21 protein-coding genes are annotated in these 17,012 nt (G+C 50.5%); 6 read left to right on the forward strand and 15 right to left on the reverse strand.

What is annotated here, in order from left to right:
• Positions 1–129: 129 nt before the first annotated feature.
• Entirely contained in the window at positions 130–1,068 is a 939-nt protein-coding gene (locus tag JG50_RS0115150) for an NAD(P)-dependent oxidoreductase (protein WP_052154387.1), read from the reverse strand.
• A gap of 15 nt (positions 1,069–1,083) precedes the next feature.
• The gene (locus JG50_RS0115155) at positions 1,084–1,554 is read right to left on the reverse strand and encodes a SprT family protein (protein WP_033101971.1); all 471 of its coding nucleotides are present in this window, start codon (positions 1,552–1,554) and stop codon (positions 1,084–1,086) included.
• Between the two features lie 86 nt (positions 1,555–1,640).
• Between JG50_RS0115155 and cmpA the strand changes: the two genes are divergently transcribed.
• On the forward strand, positions 1,641–1,790 hold the full coding sequence (cmpA, locus tag JG50_RS19770; protein WP_152568605.1) for a cortex morphogenetic protein CmpA: 150 nt from the start codon (positions 1,641–1,643) through the stop codon (positions 1,788–1,790).
• Between the two features lie 67 nt (positions 1,791–1,857).
• Here cmpA and JG50_RS0115160 read toward each other — a convergent pair whose 3' ends face one another.
• From JG50_RS0115160 to acpS, 12 genes are all read right to left on the reverse strand, one after another.
• On the reverse strand, positions 1,858–4,011 hold the full coding sequence (locus JG50_RS0115160; protein ID WP_033101972.1) for a Tex family protein: 2,154 nt from the start codon (positions 4,009–4,011) through the stop codon (positions 1,858–1,860).
• A gap of 279 nt (positions 4,012–4,290) precedes the next feature.
• The gene (sigB, locus tag JG50_RS0115165) at positions 4,291–5,076 is read right to left on the reverse strand and encodes an RNA polymerase sigma factor SigB (protein WP_033101973.1); all 786 of its coding nucleotides are present in this window, start codon (positions 5,074–5,076) and stop codon (positions 4,291–4,293) included.
• Positions 5,039–5,527: an anti-sigma B factor RsbW gene (gene rsbW / locus JG50_RS0115170; protein ID WP_033101974.1), complete on the reverse strand. Its 489-nt coding sequence runs from the start codon at positions 5,525–5,527 to the stop codon at positions 5,039–5,041. The genes sigB and rsbW overlap by 38 nt, the downstream gene beginning before the upstream one ends.
• The gene (locus tag JG50_RS0115175) at positions 5,524–5,856 is read right to left on the reverse strand and encodes an STAS domain-containing protein (protein ID WP_033101975.1); all 333 of its coding nucleotides are present in this window, start codon (positions 5,854–5,856) and stop codon (positions 5,524–5,526) included. Before JG50_RS0115175 ends, rsbW begins: the two co-directional genes overlap by 4 nt.
• A 40-nt stretch (positions 5,857–5,896) precedes the next feature.
• Complete coding sequence (locus JG50_RS0115180) at positions 5,897–6,901, reverse strand: PP2C family protein-serine/threonine phosphatase (RefSeq protein ID WP_033101976.1); 1,005 nt, start codon at positions 6,899–6,901, stop codon at positions 5,897–5,899.
• A 225-nt stretch (positions 6,902–7,126) separates the two neighbouring features.
• The gene (locus JG50_RS0115185) at positions 7,127–7,477 is read right to left on the reverse strand and encodes a type II toxin-antitoxin system PemK/MazF family toxin (RefSeq protein ID WP_022738671.1); all 351 of its coding nucleotides are present in this window, start codon (positions 7,475–7,477) and stop codon (positions 7,127–7,129) included.
• A gap of 5 nt (positions 7,478–7,482) precedes the next feature.
• A complete protein-coding gene (locus JG50_RS0115190; RefSeq protein ID WP_181735445.1) occupies positions 7,483–7,734 on the reverse strand; it encodes a CopG family ribbon-helix-helix protein in 252 nt (83 codons plus the stop codon).
• A 251-nt stretch (positions 7,735–7,985) separates the two neighbouring features.
• Positions 7,986–9,155 (reverse strand): alanine racemase, encoded by a 1,170-nt coding sequence (gene alr / locus JG50_RS0115195; protein WP_033101997.1) that lies wholly within the window; start codon positions 9,153–9,155, stop codon positions 7,986–7,988.
• 13 nt (positions 9,156–9,168) lie between these two features.
• A complete protein-coding gene (locus JG50_RS0115200; protein WP_033101977.1) occupies positions 9,169–9,597 on the reverse strand; it encodes a hypothetical protein in 429 nt (142 codons plus the stop codon).
• Positions 9,598–9,840: 243 nt separating this feature from the next.
• Positions 9,841–10,860, reverse strand: coding sequence for an outer membrane lipoprotein-sorting protein (locus tag JG50_RS0115205; RefSeq protein ID WP_033101978.1), 1,020 nt, complete (start codon positions 10,858–10,860; stop codon positions 9,841–9,843).
• Positions 10,861–10,901: 41 nt separating this feature from the next.
• Entirely contained in the window at positions 10,902–12,443 is a 1,542-nt protein-coding gene (locus JG50_RS0115210) for a bifunctional ADP-dependent NAD(P)H-hydrate dehydratase/NAD(P)H-hydrate epimerase (protein ID WP_033101979.1), read from the reverse strand.
• A gap of 72 nt (positions 12,444–12,515) precedes the next feature.
• Entirely contained in the window at positions 12,516–12,896 is a 381-nt protein-coding gene (acpS, locus tag JG50_RS0115215) for a holo-ACP synthase (RefSeq protein WP_033101980.1), read from the reverse strand.
• 179 nt (positions 12,897–13,075) lie between these two features.
• On the opposite strand from acpS, the gene JG50_RS19035 reads away from it, so the two are divergent.
• The 5 genes from JG50_RS19035 (at position 13,076) to JG50_RS0115240 (ending at position 15,404) form a co-directional block, all read left to right on the forward strand.
• Positions 13,076–13,588 carry a MarR family winged helix-turn-helix transcriptional regulator gene (locus JG50_RS19035; RefSeq protein WP_052154388.1) on the forward strand — a complete coding sequence of 171 codons (513 nt, stop codon included), beginning with the start codon at positions 13,076–13,078 and terminating at the stop codon, positions 13,586–13,588.
• Between the two features lie 15 nt (positions 13,589–13,603).
• Positions 13,604–14,257: a Rieske 2Fe-2S domain-containing protein gene (locus tag JG50_RS0115225; protein WP_309485185.1), complete on the forward strand. Its 654-nt coding sequence runs from the start codon at positions 13,604–13,606 to the stop codon at positions 14,255–14,257.
• Positions 14,188–14,508: a hypothetical protein gene (locus tag JG50_RS21025; protein WP_374057991.1), complete on the forward strand. Its 321-nt coding sequence runs from the start codon at positions 14,188–14,190 to the stop codon at positions 14,506–14,508. The genes JG50_RS0115225 and JG50_RS21025 overlap by 70 nt, the downstream gene beginning before the upstream one ends.
• Before the next feature lie 134 nt (positions 14,509–14,642).
• On the forward strand, positions 14,643–14,930 hold the full coding sequence (locus JG50_RS0115235) for an antibiotic biosynthesis monooxygenase family protein (RefSeq protein WP_033101982.1): 288 nt from the start codon (positions 14,643–14,645) through the stop codon (positions 14,928–14,930).
• 15 nt (positions 14,931–14,945) lie between these two features.
• Positions 14,946–15,404, forward strand: a complete 459-nt coding sequence (locus JG50_RS0115240) for a hypothetical protein (protein WP_033101983.1) — start codon at positions 14,946–14,948, stop codon at positions 15,402–15,404.
• Between the two features lie 57 nt (positions 15,405–15,461).
• Here the strand turns inward: JG50_RS0115240 and JG50_RS0115245 are convergent, their stop codons facing one another.
• Positions 15,462–16,916 carry an amino acid permease gene (locus tag JG50_RS0115245; protein WP_033101984.1) on the reverse strand — a complete coding sequence of 485 codons (1,455 nt, stop codon included), beginning with the start codon at positions 16,914–16,916 and terminating at the stop codon, positions 15,462–15,464.
• Positions 16,917–17,012 lie beyond the last annotated feature (96 nt).

The following is a 17,012-nucleotide window of genomic DNA, read 5'->3' on the forward strand; positions in this document are numbered from 1 at the left end:
GGGGTTTGTCATCAATCTCAGCGAATGGATTGGTCTCCATTCGCTTTTTTTCTAGTCAGGCGGCAATGTCATCCCGGACTTCCCCACGCTCCTCATCTGCCGGGAGACGCCACTCCAACCCCGTTGTACTTAACTTTCCTCCCCGGGTTGCGCTGGCAAATCATGGTCATTTTCCGGAATAATCGACACGTTTCCCAGCCGTTCCATTACCCTGATCAAACTTTGAGTGCCGTCTTCGCCTCCCCCGTAAGCCTGAACGGAGCGGAGCAACTGTTGAACCAGGGCTGTTCCGGCCAGGGGGAGATCCAACCGTTCCGCTTCCTGCAGGACGATGCGCAAATCCTTTTGCTGAAAGCGGACGGAAAATCCGGGAGCCAGATCTCCTTTGATCACCCTGGGGGCATAGTTAGCCAGTGCCCACGACCCTCCTGCCCCCTGTGTGGTCACCTGGATCATTTTTTCCAGATCAACGCCGCTCTTTCGGGCAAAGGCCAGTGCTTCAACGACCCCGAGCAAATTCAAGCCGCACAAAATCTGATTGCACGCTTTGACCGTTTGCCCTGCTCCCACCGGGCCACAGTGGGTAACCGATTTTCCCATCGCTTTAAACAAAGGCATCGCCTTCTCAACCACGGCCGGGTCACCCCCCACCATGATGGAGAGCGTTCCGTTTCGCGCACCCACGTCCCCTCCGCTCACGGGGGAATCGATCATTTCGACTCCCTTTGCCTTCGCTTTTCCCGCCAGCACCCGGGTTGCATCCGGTGAGATTGTGCTCATATCGATCAGGATTGTTCCGGGTTTCGCGCCCTGCAGCACTCCTTTTTCCCCGGCAATCACTTCCTCTACATCAGGCGTGTCCCCGACGATGGTGATGACCGCATCGCTTGTCCGGGCCAAATCTTCGGGGGAAGAGGCCAGCTTGGCTCCCCATTTTGCCGCTTCTTGCATCTTGCTGGCGGTCCGATTCCAGACCGTTACTTCAAACCCGGCCCTGTAAAGATTGTAAGCCATGGAACGCCCCATGATCCCAAGGCCGATAAAACCGACTTTTCGCAGGTCTTGCATTGGATCTCCCCCTTTTTAATCTGAATTGGACTGGCGCAATTTCAGCGGACCGCGGCATACACCGCACCGGTATTTCCGCAGGTCGACTCTGCGCTGCCGGTAATATACCTGGCGGCACTCAACACAAATCAGGACATATTTCGGCTTCCTGCTTTGTAACGACTGCAGCGCCGGGGCATGGCGCAAGCCCCCGACCCGCTGCAACCAGTATCGGAAATCGGCATCGCGATGCTGGTATCCTTTTCCCTGCAAATGAAGATGATAATGGCACAATTCGTGCAAAATCATCTTTTGAAAAATCTCTTCCCCGTGCTCCTCCAGATAACGGGGATTCATTTCAATCGCATGGCTGCCGAGGCAATAGCGGCCACCGGTGGTTCTCAAGCGCGGATTGAACCGGGCCAGATGGCGAAAAGGGAGGCCAAAATGCTGAAGCGACAGGGTTTCCACCCGCTTTTGCAGTTCCTGATCCGTCCATTTTGCCATCCTGTTCCCATCCTTTCAAAATCGGCTCACCGATCCTCTTTTCCATCATAAAATATTCCGAAAAGCCATAAAAGGGAGGACGAACCATGCCCCAGTGGCTCTATCGGCAACTTCGGCGCGCTTTTCTGGAAAAAGACCGCCGCCAGATCCGCCTGTTAAATCAGTGCTGGTTCCAATATCAAACAAGGGTATGCCAAATTACCTGTGCACGCGAAGTGCCCTCAAGCAGCGAGTAAAGCCTCCTTACGCACGAAACGCGGGAGTGCCGGCTTCTGCTGCCTGACGGGCACTTGCGCTAATATCTCACGACTCTTCCCGTTTAACCGGAATCATGCTCAAACCGACCCGCTCCCGTTCCACATCGACATTGATCACCCAAACATCGACAATATCACCGACCGTGACGATATCCATCGGATTGCGCACGAATTTTTCACTCATTTTTGAGATATGGACAAGCCCGTCATGCTTGAGTCCGATGTCGACAAAGGCGCCAAAATCAACCACATTGCGAACCGTTCCCTGCAAATGCATTCCCTCATGCAGATCTTCCAGCTTCAACACGTCCGAACGCAAAAGCGGTTTTGGCAGCTCATCCCGCGGATCGCGGCCGGGCCGGAGCAAAGCCTCAATGATATCTCTCAGCGTCGGGATGCCGCAATCGAGTTCTGCCGCGATTTTTTCCACATCAACCCGTTTTAATTTTTCCTTGCACTCATCACTGCCGATTTGCTCTTTCGTGATTTCAAGCCGTTGCAGCAGTTGGTCAGCCACCCGGTACGATTCGGGATGGATCGGTGTCTGATCAAGCGGATTGACTCCGTCGTGAATGCGCAAAAAGCCGATGCACTGTTCATAGGTCTTCGCCCCGAGGCGCGGAACTTCCTTTAGCTCCTCCCTGCTTTGAAAACGCCCCACCTCGTCCCGCCGCTTCACAATGTTTTTGGCGACCGAGGCACTGATGCCCGAAACATAGCCAAGCAGCGCAGGAGAGGCAGTATTCACGTCAACCCCCACATAGTTCACCGCAGACTCCACTACTGTCGTCAAACTTTCACTCAAACGCTTTTGCGAAACATCGTGTTGATACTGGCCGACCCCCACCGACTTCGGATCGATTTTGACGAGCTCCGCCAGCGGGTCCTGCAAGCGCCGGGCAATGGAAACAGCGCTGCGGCGGGCGGCGTCCAGATCAGGAAACTCTTCTTTGGCCAGTTTGGAAGCAGAGTAAACACTCGCTCCCGCTTCATTCACAATGATGTAATAGACGGAGCGCTTTGCTTCCTTGATCACGCTGGCGATAAACGCTTCCGTCTCCCGGGAGGCCGTTCCGTTTCCGATGGCGATAATCTCAATCGGATACTTGTCCAAAAGCGCCAATACCGTGCGTTTGGCTTCTTCGACTTTTTCCTGGGGCGGAGTGGGATAAATCACGCCGACTTCCAGCATTTTTCCGGTATCCGCCACCACGGCCCACTTGCATCCGGTTCGATAGGCAGGATCGACTCCTAACACCATCTTTCCTCTTACCGGCGGCTGCAACAGCAGGTGACGCAAATTTTCGGAAAAGATGCGGATCGCCTGTTCCTCCGCCTGCTCCGTCATTTGCGCGCGAACTTCTATTTCGATGGAAGGTGCGATCAACCGTTTGTAGCTGTCCTGTGCCACCGCTTGCAAAAAATCATGGGCCGGAATCGGAAACCAGCGCAGCAGACGGCGATGAATCTCCTCCTCATCCACCGTGATTTTCACTTTCAGAATCTCTTCGCGTTCCCCGCGATTAACGGCGAGAATGCGGTGGGAAGGCATTTTATGTACGGGTTCACTAAATTCATAATACATTTCATAGACGGAACGAACTTCCGGATCTTTTGCCTTGGAAACAAGCATTCCGGTTTTCCAGGTAAATTCGCGCACCCATTTGCGAATTTCCGCGTCTTCGGACAGCTCCTCGGCCAGAATGTCCATTGCCCCTTGCAAGGCCTCTTCGCGTGAGTTCACTTCATTTTCTTCACTCACAAACTCATCGGCGCTTTGCTCGATCTCATCCTGGTCCTCCACTTGGAGCATGATGCGCGCCAACGGTTCCAATCCCTTTTCCCGTGCGATGGAAGCCCGGGTTTTCCGCTTCGGCCGGTAGGGGAGATAGAGATCTTCCACCTCTTGCAGCTTGACGGCCTCCATGATCTTCTGTCTCAGTTCATCCGTCAGTTTGCCCTGCTCATCGATCAGACGGATCACTTCTTCTTTCCGCTGATTGAGCTGGGTGGCATATTGGTATCGCTCTTCAATCGACCGCAATTGTTCCTCATCTAGTTCACCGGTTCTTTCTTTGCGATACCGGGCGATAAACGGAATGGTATTTCCTTCTTCCATGAGTTCAATGGCTGCTTTCACTTGGCGCGTTTCGATGCCGAGTGCGCCGGCGATTATCTCCATCATCTTCAGTTGGTCCATTTTCTTCCTCCTGCTTCTTTCACAAAAAGAAAATCACAGCCAGCCAAAGCATGTTGACGTATGGAATCGTACGGATCAAACCCGTTTTCAAAAATCCCATCCAAAATCAATCATTTGTTCATCAACATACCTGAAGCTAACCTCTATTTTAGCGAACTGACACCGGCAATGCATAAATTTTTGGCCGAAAAGCGAGGCGAACTGATGGCAATTCACTTAAAGAAATGGTAAAAACAAAAAAAGAGCCCACCTTCTTTTCATCGGTCAGCTCCGTTACACCTATATGACTTCTGACGGTTCCATGCGAATTGCTTGCCGCAGTTTTTGCAAGGCTCTGCGTTGCAAGCGGGAGACGTGCATTTGCGAAATCCCCAGTTTGTCCCCGGCCTGCTTTTGGCTTAAGTTCTCAAAAAACGTCAATTTTAAAATTTCCTGCTCCCGCTCCGTTAACACGGAAAACACTTTTTCCAGGAGGAGCTTGCGGTCGATCTGATCAAAGCCGGCATCATTCGTTCCCACCAGGTCCAGCAGGGTAACCTGGCTGCCATCACTGCCTGCTTCGATCGGACTGTCAACCGAAACAGCATGATAGCTCCGTCCCATTTCCATCGTTTCCAAAACTTCCTCTTCCGTAACTCCCAGATATTCTGCAATTTCCTCCACTTTCGGTGAACGCTGCAATTTCGTCGTCAGCTCTTCCACTGCCGTTTTGATGCGAGGGCCCAATTCCTTGATTCTTCGCGGCACATGCACACTCCAAGTTTTATCGCGAATATGGCGCTTGATCTCACCGATGATCGTCGGCACGGCAAAACTCTCAAAACTGCGGCCGAGCGAGAGATCAAAACGCTTGAGCGATGCAATTAAGCCGATCATCCCAACCTGAACCAGATCCTCGTAGGGCTCCGAACCATGAGCAAATTTAAAAGCCAGTGTTTCCACGAGCTCCCTGAAATGGTCGATCAGCTGGTCTTGTGCCTGCGAATCCTCATCCTGTTGATATTTTTTGATTAACGCTTGCACCTGTTCATCGGTTAGGGTGGAAGGATGTGGACGACTCGACATGAGATTCCACCACGTCCTTTCGGATAAACTTGGTCATCGTTACGATTACTCCATTATCTCCCTTGATTTCAACTTCATCCATCAGCGTTTTCATGAGATATAAACCCAAACCGCGCTCCCGCAGCGAATTCATCGAACGCTCCATCCGGATCGGGCCGGTTCTTTTCTCAACTTCTTGCACGTCAAAACTGGTCCCCCGGTCAATCACTTCGATTTTGAGCCGGTTGGAAAAGATGTTGCAACTTACTTCTATCTCGCCTTCGCCGCCGCAATAAGCATGATCCACCGCATTGGTGCAGGCTTCCGATACGGCCAGCTTCAAATCTTCTATGTCATCGTATGAGAAACCCATGCGATTGGCAATTCCGGAGACCGCTAACCGGGCGATTCCAACGTAATCTGGCTTAGCGGGAATGGTCAAGTATACCAAATCTAAGGGTTTTTCACTCATAGTTGGCCTCCTCCTGCCTGATCTTCAATATCCATAATCTGATTTAAGTTCGTAATCTTGAAAAGCCGGTTCAATCGGGCGTTCATTCCCGTTAAAACGAGTTTTCCAGATGTTGCCCGTTGTGCTTTGTAGGCACCGATGAGCACACCCAATCCCGTGCTGTCGATGTAAGTCACTTTGGAGAGGTTTACTGTAATCTGGCTTCCTCCCTGACACAAAGGCAGCAATTTCTCACGCAGCTGCGGGGCGGTATAGACGTCCACTTCGCCCTCCACCGAGATCGCGATGCGGTTCTCCTTTTCTATTTTTTCATGAATTACAAGATTCATACGTTTTTAACCTCCTCAAAAAAGCGAAGACGGCTGCTGTCTATCCAATCCGTTTTAAAATCAATATCGTTTGATCATCCCGTATCTTGTAGTTCGTCATTTCATAGAGTTTTTGGTGGATTGCTTCCACTGCCTCCTGAGCCGGCATATGAATATATCCCTGAATCAATTGCTTAAGAGTTTCCCGTTCTATAAATTCACCATTCACTCTGCATTCCGTTACGCCATCCGAAAACAACACAATTGCATCATGAGGTTGGAGTGAAATCGTATCCTCCGGGTATTCGGCATCTCTGGACACCCCGAGCACAAGTCCTCGCGTCTTCAAGTCGAGAAAATCTTGTTCAGCCGCTCTGTAAAAGAGTCCCGGCTCGTGTCCGGCTGTGGCATAGCGAAATTGGTGATTTCTCGAATCATATACCCCGTAGACCATGGTGATAAACATACTGGGGTCGACATTGCGCTCCACCACGATATTGAGATCCTTTAATACCTCTGCCGGCGAAAGCGGCTGGGTTCCCAGCCGGTCCATCGCGTATTTGATCATCGACATGCACAGGGCAGCGGGAATTCCTTTCCCGATGATGTCGGAAATGGCGATTCCAATGGAACCCACCCCGTGATCGACAAAGTTGTAATAATCCCCGCTCATCTGATTGGCGGCCACACTGATCACACCGATATCGACTCCTTCCAGGGAAGGGGTTTTGGAGGGAAGGAGCGTTTGCTGCATGCCGACAGCCACTTCGATCTCATTTTCAAGCTCCCGCTGGCGATTCATCAATTTCTCCCGTTCCCGGTAAGCAATCCCATAACCGATCATCATTTCGAGCAACAGATCAAAAGATGCTTTCACTTCGGCAGGCAAGTCGGGGAACAGCGATTTCATCGTCCGCACGTGGGCATTTACCACCTCGTCAGGGGGAATCCGCTTTTCCATAAACCATTTGGAAAGTTGTTGCGCATTGTACAAATGATCTTCCTTGCTCGTTTTCACATAGGAAGCGAGCAGCTTTTCATACAATTTTTTCAAATGAATATCCATAGAAAGGTCCCCTTGATCAGCCGTCAATTAGAAAAACCTCCAAGTTGATTTCCTTTGAGACCAGACGGGCATGTAAAAAGATAAAATCAGAAAATCTATTTGCAAATTTTCGCAGCTTGTCTTTCTCTCTCATATGAACTGATTTTGAAACTAAAATATCATAGATTGCCGCAGAAATGAATAACACACCAACACAAAAAAGAGAATGGAAAAAAATCCATTCTCCTAAAAATCGATCATGCCCAAGCTGATCATCAGGGCCTCATTTACACGACTCATCATCTCGTCGTCCAAATGAGTGATTTTATCCGTCAATCGCTGTTTGTCAATTGTACGAATTTGCTCCAGCAAAATAACAGAATCACGGTCAAACCCATAAGCTTTGGCATCGATTTCCACATGTGTAGGCAACTTAGCCTTTTGGATTTGGGCTGTAATCGCGGCGACGATCACGGTGGGGCTAAACCGATTGCCAATATCATTTTGAATTACCAAAACAGGCCGAACCCCACCTTGTTCGGATCCGACCACAGGGGAGAGATCTGCGAAATAGACATCGCCACGTTTAACAATCAAATCGGTTACACCCCGCTAACCAATCGATCCAAAGTATCTTCAGCCTCTTCCTCCGCTACAAATGCCTCAGAAGCAATGTTGAGATTGATGCGAGCCATTTCCATATAGCCTCTTTGCATCATTTCGCGGATGAGACGTTTTTTCCGCTCCTGGAGATACATTTTCATCGCCTGGCGAATAAACTCGCTGCGATTTGAGTTATCTCGCGCAACCATACCATCCACTTCTTGAAGCAAATTTGTTGGCAGGCTGATCATGATTCTTTTTGTACCGGACAAATGAAGCACCCCCAACCAATCATCACCGTTAACATTTCCCCTATCGATACTACCATTATGCCGAAGATGTTGCAAAAATATACTTACTTACAAGCAATAAAAGTAAGATGGAAAACAGACATAGTTAAATTTATTCGTCCGGAAGGCTAAAATTCCTTCTCAACCAATTGTAATACTAAAAAAGTTGCCGAATGTCCAGTCTGCCAGCTAATTTTCAGCAAATCGACAACCTAAAAACGCAAGCGGTTGACGATTTCCACTACTTCTCCCTCTTTTCGATAAACCCGGGGAATGCGATGGCTGAGCGTACTGACCACTTCATAGCTGATTGTCCCCAACAGCTTGGCAACTTCATCCACCGTGATACATTCACCATACTGCTCTCCGTATAGCACCACCTCATCCCCGATCTCAACCGGCATGGCATTCGTCACATTTAACATCAACTGGTCCATGCAGACACGGCCCACGATCGGAACTCTCCGCCCCCGTACCAGGGCAAATCCGCGATTGGACAGATGGCGGTTCACACCATCCGCATAGCCGACCGGAACAGCGGCAATCCACTCGTCACCGTCCGAGATATAGGTTTTGCCGTAGCTGACGCCCGTTCCTGCCGGCGGCTGCTTCAAATCGGCAATCCTCGTTTTCAGGGTGAGAGCAGGGCGAAGATTGACGGCAGTGCGGTTCACCTGATCCGACGGGTAGTAACCGTAAAGGCTGATCCCGACGCGTGCCATGCGATATGCATGATCGGACAAGTCGATCGCGCCGCCGCTATTGGCAATATGAGGAAGAGGAATCGAAATCCCTTCCTTCTCCAAGCGGTTTAAAACCTCGGCAAACCGCCTCTCCTGGTACAGAGCATACTCTTTATCCGCCTGATCGGAAGTCGCGTAATGGGTAAAAATCCCTTCGACCTCGACCGATTTCAATTCCAAGGCCCGTTTGACAAAAGCGACTGCTTCATCAGGGAACAATCCCAACCTGCCCATCCCTGTATCCAATTTTACATGGACGCGCGCACGGATTCCCAACCTGGCCGCTTCCCGTTCAATGGTTTGCAACGATTCGTGATGGTAGACGGTAAGGGTAAGTCCGGCCTTCAGCGCTTCGGCAACGGCATGATCCGGTGTCAATCCCAACACCAGAACCGGTGCCTCTATGCCCGCCCGGCGCAACTCGATGCCTTCATCTTCAAAAGCAACCGCCAAATATTCCGCTCCCGCCTCAAGCGCGGTTTTCGCGACCTGAACCGCACCATGTCCGTAGGCATTCGCCTTTACCACAGCCATGATTTTGACATCCGGGCCAAGATGGCGGCGGAATTCTCTGACATTATGGGCGATTGCATCCAAATCCACCACCACGACCGTGTCGCGCCCGATCTTCGTTTCCATTGTTTCCTTCGTTTCATAACAATCCACGTTTGACCACTTCCAATTGACCATTAAGTGCACCAAGGAACGCATCACTAACCAGAATGGCTATCTTTCTGCTCCCGAATAAATAAACATAAGGCAAGCCGAACTCCTGTTCCAAATCTCTCAGCGGCAGCACTTTTTTTCTCTTGCCCCAACAGATTTCCAACCGGTCCGGAAAAAGAAGATAATGCGGACGAAATAAGAACAGATAAATGGCCGGCGGCAGGAACAGGGTGATGAGAATATCGGCAACCAGCCCCATGATAAAACCGGAACTGCGCGGCGGACAGGAAAGCCACACCGCTCCGAGTCCGAGCAGAAAGATCAGGGATTCAAACAGACGCATCCGTTTGCTCTTGCGAAAGAGAAGCACCTTGTAGGAAGAGCGCTCCTCCCTGACCAGCTGCTGTTTGGCCATACATTGTCATCCTTCTGCGTTTAAGTCTCTGGCAACTATCCTGTATTATATCAAATCTTTGCTGAAATATCCGAGAAAAATACAGCACAACACGGAAGATGAGAGCATAAGCACCCGCAAGGGGGAGTTGCCCCCCTGACCTGCCATGCGAACATGGGGAGGTTAAGAAGAAACAAGACCTTGCCGGAAAACAAACTTGAACAGAAAAATGGACAGCCTTTGACGGTGTCCACTTGTGATCCTTTATTTTGCCGGCTGGTCGTACAGGGAATTGGCGATTTTAATCATTTCCGATTCTGCCAGATCTCCCAGCAGCTCATAGTCGACCCCATCGTACGTCCAGGTGAGCCGTTTCCGATCGCCCATTTCCAAAAGTACTCCTACGGTCTGCACCAAATCGACCGGTTTCCCCATGATCGGCAGACTGGCAGCAATCTCCTGAGTACGGCGTTCCGTCAGGGTAAAGGATTTCTCGCCTTTAAACCGTAAAACGGCCACCGGACCATTGGGTGTTTGAATGGTCTGCTCATTCGCCAGCCGGATTCCATCAGGAACATAACCAGGAATCACGGAGGATATATCCTGCTTCTCCTGTTTTACTGCTGCCAATGCCTGTTTTGACTGGGACAGCATCGGCTGTAAATTGCGCTGCGTATCGAAAGCATCTTTGTCAAAATGAGCATCGGGCTTAAACCGGTCAAAGCTGACCGTCATCAACAGGTCATTTTCTTGATCCAGCACATCCACTTTCTTGGGGTTCAGATCATGGTCCAACCAGATCCTCTGTCTGACCGCCTGCTTGTTAAACGGATATTTGGCGACAACTTCAAAGCGGTAATCATTTTTCCCGGCCTGAAACTGGCGGCCCTGGTCATCGACAATGCTTTGCAACAGCGTTTGGTAAATATAGATTTGCCCGCCCGTATACGGCCAATCGCTTTGAAAGCGGAAGCTCTTTTTCAAACTTGGCGATAAAACGTACACACCCTCATCATTTCTCAACAAAATCTGCGCGGTATTTTTCTTCAAATTCCGAAGGGCCACACGGTAATACCCGGGCTTTTTATACCATACTTCCACATCGTATTCCTGTGGTTCCTGCCCTGATAAAATCGCCATTTTCCCATGGCTGATATAAGACTCGAGATCCTCGGAGCGCTTTGATAAATCGCTGACCACATCTTTGGCATCTTTCGTCCCGCATCCGGCGAGCGGCAGGATCAAAAGCCCGAGCAGGACAAAGATCCAGATCTTCCGACACATTCAAATCCGCCCTTTCGTCAATTTCCCGGGAAATGTGTCGGCTAGTAAGGGACAGTCGTCGATCTCACCCGGGCTATCGCCCGGAGCAGGTCATCAACCATTACACCATGAGAGGAAGGCCCGGCGATTTCCCCCGCTTTCCCATGCAAATAAACGGCCATCGGCACCGCTTTTTCAGCAGGAATGCGCTGGGCGAGCAGAGAACCGATCATTCCGGTCAAAAGGTCGCCTGAACCTGCTTTGGCCAGAGCAGGGCTTCCGGTGGGGTTCAGTACCTGCTTGCCATCCGGAAAAGCAATTACGGTATATCTCCCTTTTAAAACGACAAACATATCTGTTTTCAGTGCCAATTGCCGGGCCACTTGATGACGCTGGACTTCGACTTCTGCTGTGGAGGAACCGATCAGGCGAGCCATTTCTCCCGGATGCGGGGTCAAAATCGTGACGGCTCCCTTTTTTCTCCGCCGGAATAAGGAAGGATGCGCTGCCAGAATATTCAAGGCATCTGCATCCAAAACGAGAGGTACCTCAACTTCCTCCATCAGCTGGCCAAGCCATTGTTCTTCACCGGCAAACCGGCCCAGCCCCGGACCAACCGCCACTGCGGAAAAGCGCTCTCGCTTCTCCTTCCAAACGTCTGCGCTGCCTGCGTCGAAAACTTCCTGCCCCGGCCAGCTCCAGATCAGCTGCTGTGTCACTTTGGCCGCCAATGCCAGCCGTTCCGATTCCGGCACTGTTAAGGTGACATAACCGGCCCCCATGCGATAGGCCGCTTCACCCGCCATCACCACGGCTCCGAGCATTCCCCCGGCCCCGCCGATCACGTGTAAATGCCCATAGGTTCCCTTGTGCGCCCATTCCTGTCTCGGCTGTGCATACTCCTGCCACAAACAGGGAGTATTCAGTTGCGCCCGCGGTTCCCTTTCTGTTTTCTCATGACCGGAAAAAATCCCGATCTCCGCCACTTTCAGCTTCCCGCGCACGTTTGCTCCCGGACGTAAATAATGACCCCATTTCGGATACTGGAATGTGACCGTCAAATCGGCCCGCACAGCTTCATTTTCAATCGCTCCCGTATCGGCATCGACACCGGAAGGGAGATCAACGGACACCACAAACGGAGACGGTGTTTGATTCAGCCGGCGAACCACCTCGTCCATCGGCGGCCGGAGTCCCCCGCGCGTTCCTGTTCCAAGCAAGGCATCGACGACGACGGTTGCTTCAGCCAAGTGACGGAACAATCTCTCTTTTTGCCCGTCCGAATAATGCCACACCGGAGCATAGCGACAGCAAACCTGATAAAAAACGCCGGCATCCGCTGACATTTTTTCTTTGGAACCTATGAACCACATATGCACCTTCCAGCCGCGATCGAGCAGATGGCGGGCCACCACCCAACCGTCCCCGCCGTTATTTCCTGCCCCGGCAAGCACGGTGGCCGTTTTCGGCTTTGGAAATCGAAGGAAAATCTCTTCCGCGACCGCTCTGCCGGCATTCTCCATCAACACGATCCCCGGCAGGCCGATCTCCTCAATGGTGTAGCGATCCAGTTCGCGCATTTCCCTGGCGGTTACCAGATACACGTTTGTCCCTCCTAACCGCGTTATATATGTATGTCCACCCAAAAAGAGTTATGATTCAATTGCCGGAAACCCCTAGAGCACAACTTCCTCAATCACCGCCATCGCCATCGCATATTGCCGGCTGTGCGAAATGGACAAATGTACGGCAATCTCCTTATCGGCAAAGATGGCTGCGAAAGCAGATTCGGAAAGAAAAACGCAGGGTTTGCCCTTATGATCATTGAGAATCTCGATATCCAAAAAGGAGCAATTCCCGCCGATCCCGGTGCCAAGCGCTTTGGCCACCGCCTCTTTGGCGGCAAATCGTCCGGCGATATATTCCAGTTCCCGCCCCGGTTGTTCCGGCTTCAACGTACGTTCGCGTTCAGTCAGAATCCGTCTGGCAAGCCGGTGAACGCCGATCTCTTCTATTCGCTCCAATTCCACCAAATCAGTTCCAATGCCTCTGATCACTCATTTCACATCCTGCTTTCAGATTATTACCAGTATACCACGGGAAACTGCCCTGCTTTATCCTTTTCCGCAGAGCTGATTCGGTGCAAAAATTGTTTTTTACAAAAACGTTTGTTGTACAAACATTTTTTATGATAATATTCTTGATGACACATCGACTTCCGAAGGGGTGAGATGAGTTGACAAAGGAAACCCTGCCCGATCTCTTGACGAATTCGCTCGGCTTTAACTTTGGCCGTTTCGCGGCAATTGGAAGAAAGCTTTTTCATCAGAAGCTGCTGCCTCTCGGGGTGGATGACACCCAGTTAAGCGTGCTGGCGATCTTAAATGAAAAAGGTCCGCTCGTTCAGGCGAGATTAAGCGATTACTTGGGAATCGATAAAGCGACGATGGTCAGTTTGGTCAATGCCTTAAAGTCGAAAGGCCTGGTTTCCAAAAAACCGCATCCTTCCGATCGACGCGCACACCATGTTTATATTACCGATCGCGGTCGGGAAACTTTATGGCAAGCTTGGGAGATTTCCCAGGAGTTCACCGACGAATTATTTTCCGTCCTGAGCAGCGAAGAAAGAGCCATGCTGATCGACATGTTGAACAGACTGTACCATCATTCCGTCGAACTTCAAGAGAAAGGGAGAGATGAAAAGTGTCAAAACCCACCCAACCCACATTACCTTCCGACACATCGGTAGTGCCCAAGGCGTGGTATGCCATTGCCTGGTCAAGCGAATGCAAAGAAAAACCGATTAAACGAAAAGTGGCAAATATCGATTTTGTTCTGTTTCGCAATAATCCAGGCCGTTCAAGCGTATTGCTCCCACCGTGGCGCTGATCTGTCAACGGGAAAAGTAATCAATGGCTGTGTGCAATGCCCGTATCACGGGTGGGAATTCAGCGGAGATGGGAGATGCCGGAAGATTCCCGCCCATCCCGAACGGGACATTCCCGACTTTGCGCACATCCAATCGTTCCCTGTACAAGAAAAAGCCGGCATGATTTGGATTTATCCTGATTCTTCAACGAAAGCGCCGGATTTACACCTCTTTCCGATTTTAGAGGAGCCGCAGTTTGTCTACAGTCCTTACCAAATGGTGTGGAAGGCCCATTTGACAAGAGTGGTGGAAAGCGTACTGGATGTGGCGCATCTCGCTTTTGTTCACAAACAAACCATCGGAAAAGGCCTGTCTCCCGAGATCAATGATCTCTCCTTTCAAGCGGAAAAAGATTACATCCATTTCAAAAAGGAACCAATCGCTTTCATTACCGTTTTCCAAACCAATGGATTCAATACTTGGGAAAAAACGAAACCAAAATGTTCACATTTGCCACATTCACTCCGCTGGATCACGAAACCACGGTGATTTTCAGCCAGATCGGGCGGACCTTTGCCAAACGGGTTCCCTTCATCGGAAAATATTTATCTCATTTTGGCCTTCGCGTTTTAAAGGAAGATCAATTAATAGTGGAAGGCCAGCATCCCCGTCCCATCCCGGAAGCTTTGCGAATGGAAGCCCATGTGCCATCTGACGGCGTCCAAGTCCGCTTTCGCCATCGTTGGTATCAGTTTTTGAAAAACGAAACGGAGCACCTGCTAGTGAGAGGAAGCGAATAAAAATATTCGGAAAGAACCGAATCATCCTCTTTTCATTTGCTGATTCCCTTACAAACGTTTTCATTCAAAGAAAACGTGATATAGTATGGAATAGAATTGGCTTTACCCATCTGATCATGCTGGGAGGATCTTCCATGTACCAAGTAAACAACCGGATTGAAATTACTTCGCCGGAACATCTGCAAACCCTGAAAGAGCGTTTTGCCAACGCTCCGCAATCGATGACACGCGTTCCCGGATTTGTTTCCTTCCGTTTGCTGGAGGCGGAGGACGGATCTCATGTCATTGCCGAAACTGTTTTTGCTTCAAAGGAAGATTTTCTGGCCTGGATTGAAAGCGATCATTTTAAACACGCCCATGGCGGTCGCAGCGGTGACCCTGGACGCCCTGAACTTGCCCGCTATTATGTGGCGATCACGTAAAAGGAGCGACGATTAATGAATGCATATTCCCTGGTTCTCTTTGTCCATGTATTGCTCATCGCCTCCTGGTTCGGCGGCATTTCCTTAATGGCCATGGTCCTCCGGGATGCCATCCGTTCCAATGAAGGCGGAACGATGGCCCGGGCAATCAGCCGCGCCCAGCGGTGGAACCTGACCATGTTTGTCCCGACGGCCCTGTTGGTGCTCATCAGCGGAATGTATCTTCTGTATGTACAGTTGACCTTACATAACGAAGCGCTGTGGCTGATGGTAAAAGAGCGGTTCGGCAGCCTGTTTGTCATTGTTTATATCCTTTACATCGTTTTCTACGGAAGAAAAACGCTGAACCAGGTTCAGGCTGCGGAAAACGAGCCGGAGAAGGCAAAATCCCTTTTAAAACGCTACATCATGGTACTCAACATCTCCCTTCTCTGCATGGTTGTGCTTATTTTCTTCGTCACCACCAAAATTTAACGCCCAATGCAAAAGAAAACGGCAGGTCGCACGATGTCGACTTGCCGTTTTCCGATTTCACTCCCCATTCGATTCCAAATCCACTTCTTTTAAAGGAATCACTTTTGTTTTTTTCACCCATTTATAGCCGAGCCACAGCAGGATAAACAGCGGAAGGCCGATATACGAGACTAAAATGCCGTTCCAGTCAATCGTATTTCCGGTAAAAGCCTGGTAATTTTGCCCGACAATCACGATCACGCATAAAACGAGCGCGAAGAGCGGGCCGAACGGGAACCATTTCGCCCGGTAAACCAAGTGGTTCAGATCACGCCCCTGCGCAACATAAGCCCGGCGAAAGCGGTAGTGGCTGATCGCAATTCCCAGCCAGGCGATAAACCCGGACAGCCCGGAAGCGTTCAGCAGCCAGATGTAAATTTTCCCCTGACCGACCAGCGAAGCCAGAAAGGCAACAGCCCCGACTGCTGTCGTCAGAAGCAACGCGAAAACCGGAACACCCCGACGGTTTACTTTGGCAAAGAGTTTCGGCGCTTTCCCTTCTTTGGCCATTTGCCAGAGCATCCGCGTCGAAGCATACATTCCCGAGTTGCCTGCGGACAGCACGGATGTCAGGATCACCGCGTTCATCACCGAGGCGGCAAAAGCCAATCCGGCTTTTTCAAAAATGATCGTAAACGGGCTTTTGGCGATTTGGTTTACGTCACCGCCGACCAAATTCGGATTGGTATAAGGAAGAACAAGTCCCATCACTAAAATCGCCAATGCATAAAACAACAAGATTCGCCAAAAGACCTGACGGATGGCTTTGGGAACATTTTTCCGCGGGTTTTCACTCTCTCCGGCGGCCACACCGACCAGCTCCGTCCCCTGGAAGGAAAATCCGGCGATCATAAATACGCTTAAAATCCCGAGCCACCCATGATGGAAGGGAGCGTCGTTGATCGTGAAGTTTTTAAAGCCGATCGCTTCTCCGCCCATAATCCCGAAGATCATCAATAAACCGATCACGATAAAAATGATAACCGTTGCCACTTTAATAAAAGAAAACCAATATTCCGATTCCCCGTATCCCTTTACGGACAATGCGTTCAATCCAAACATCAGCAGGAGGAAAAGGGCGCTCCACAAAATGGACGGCGAATGCGGAAACCAATAATCCATAATCAATGAGCCCGCCGACAGCTCAACAGCAATGGTAATCGCCCAGTTATACCAGTAATTCCATCCCATGGCAAATCCCAGCGCCGGATCGACAAACCTTCCGGCATAGGTGCTGAATGACCCCGCAACAGGCATAAACGTCGCCATTTCCCCCAAGCTGGTCATCAGGAAATAGACCATGATCCCAATGGCGAGATAGGCGACAAGCGCTCCACCCGGCCCCGCCTCCGAAATCGAAGCCCCGCTGGCCAGGAACACTCCCGTGCCAATCGAACCGCCAATTGCAATCATGGACAGATGTCTTGCCTTCAGCCCTCGTTTAAGTTCTGGTGACCGGTTTTGTTGACTCATAAAATCAAACACCTTTCATTATTTGATCGCGAGGTGGCTTGGGCAATAAAAAAACCGTCCCAATGCTCTCGTATTGAACGGACGGTTTGAGTGAAC

The organism is Thermoactinomyces daqus, from assembly GCF_000763315.1.
GTDB classification, from domain to species: Bacteria; Bacillota; Bacilli; order Thermoactinomycetales; family Thermoactinomycetaceae; genus Thermoactinomyces_A; species Thermoactinomyces_A daqus.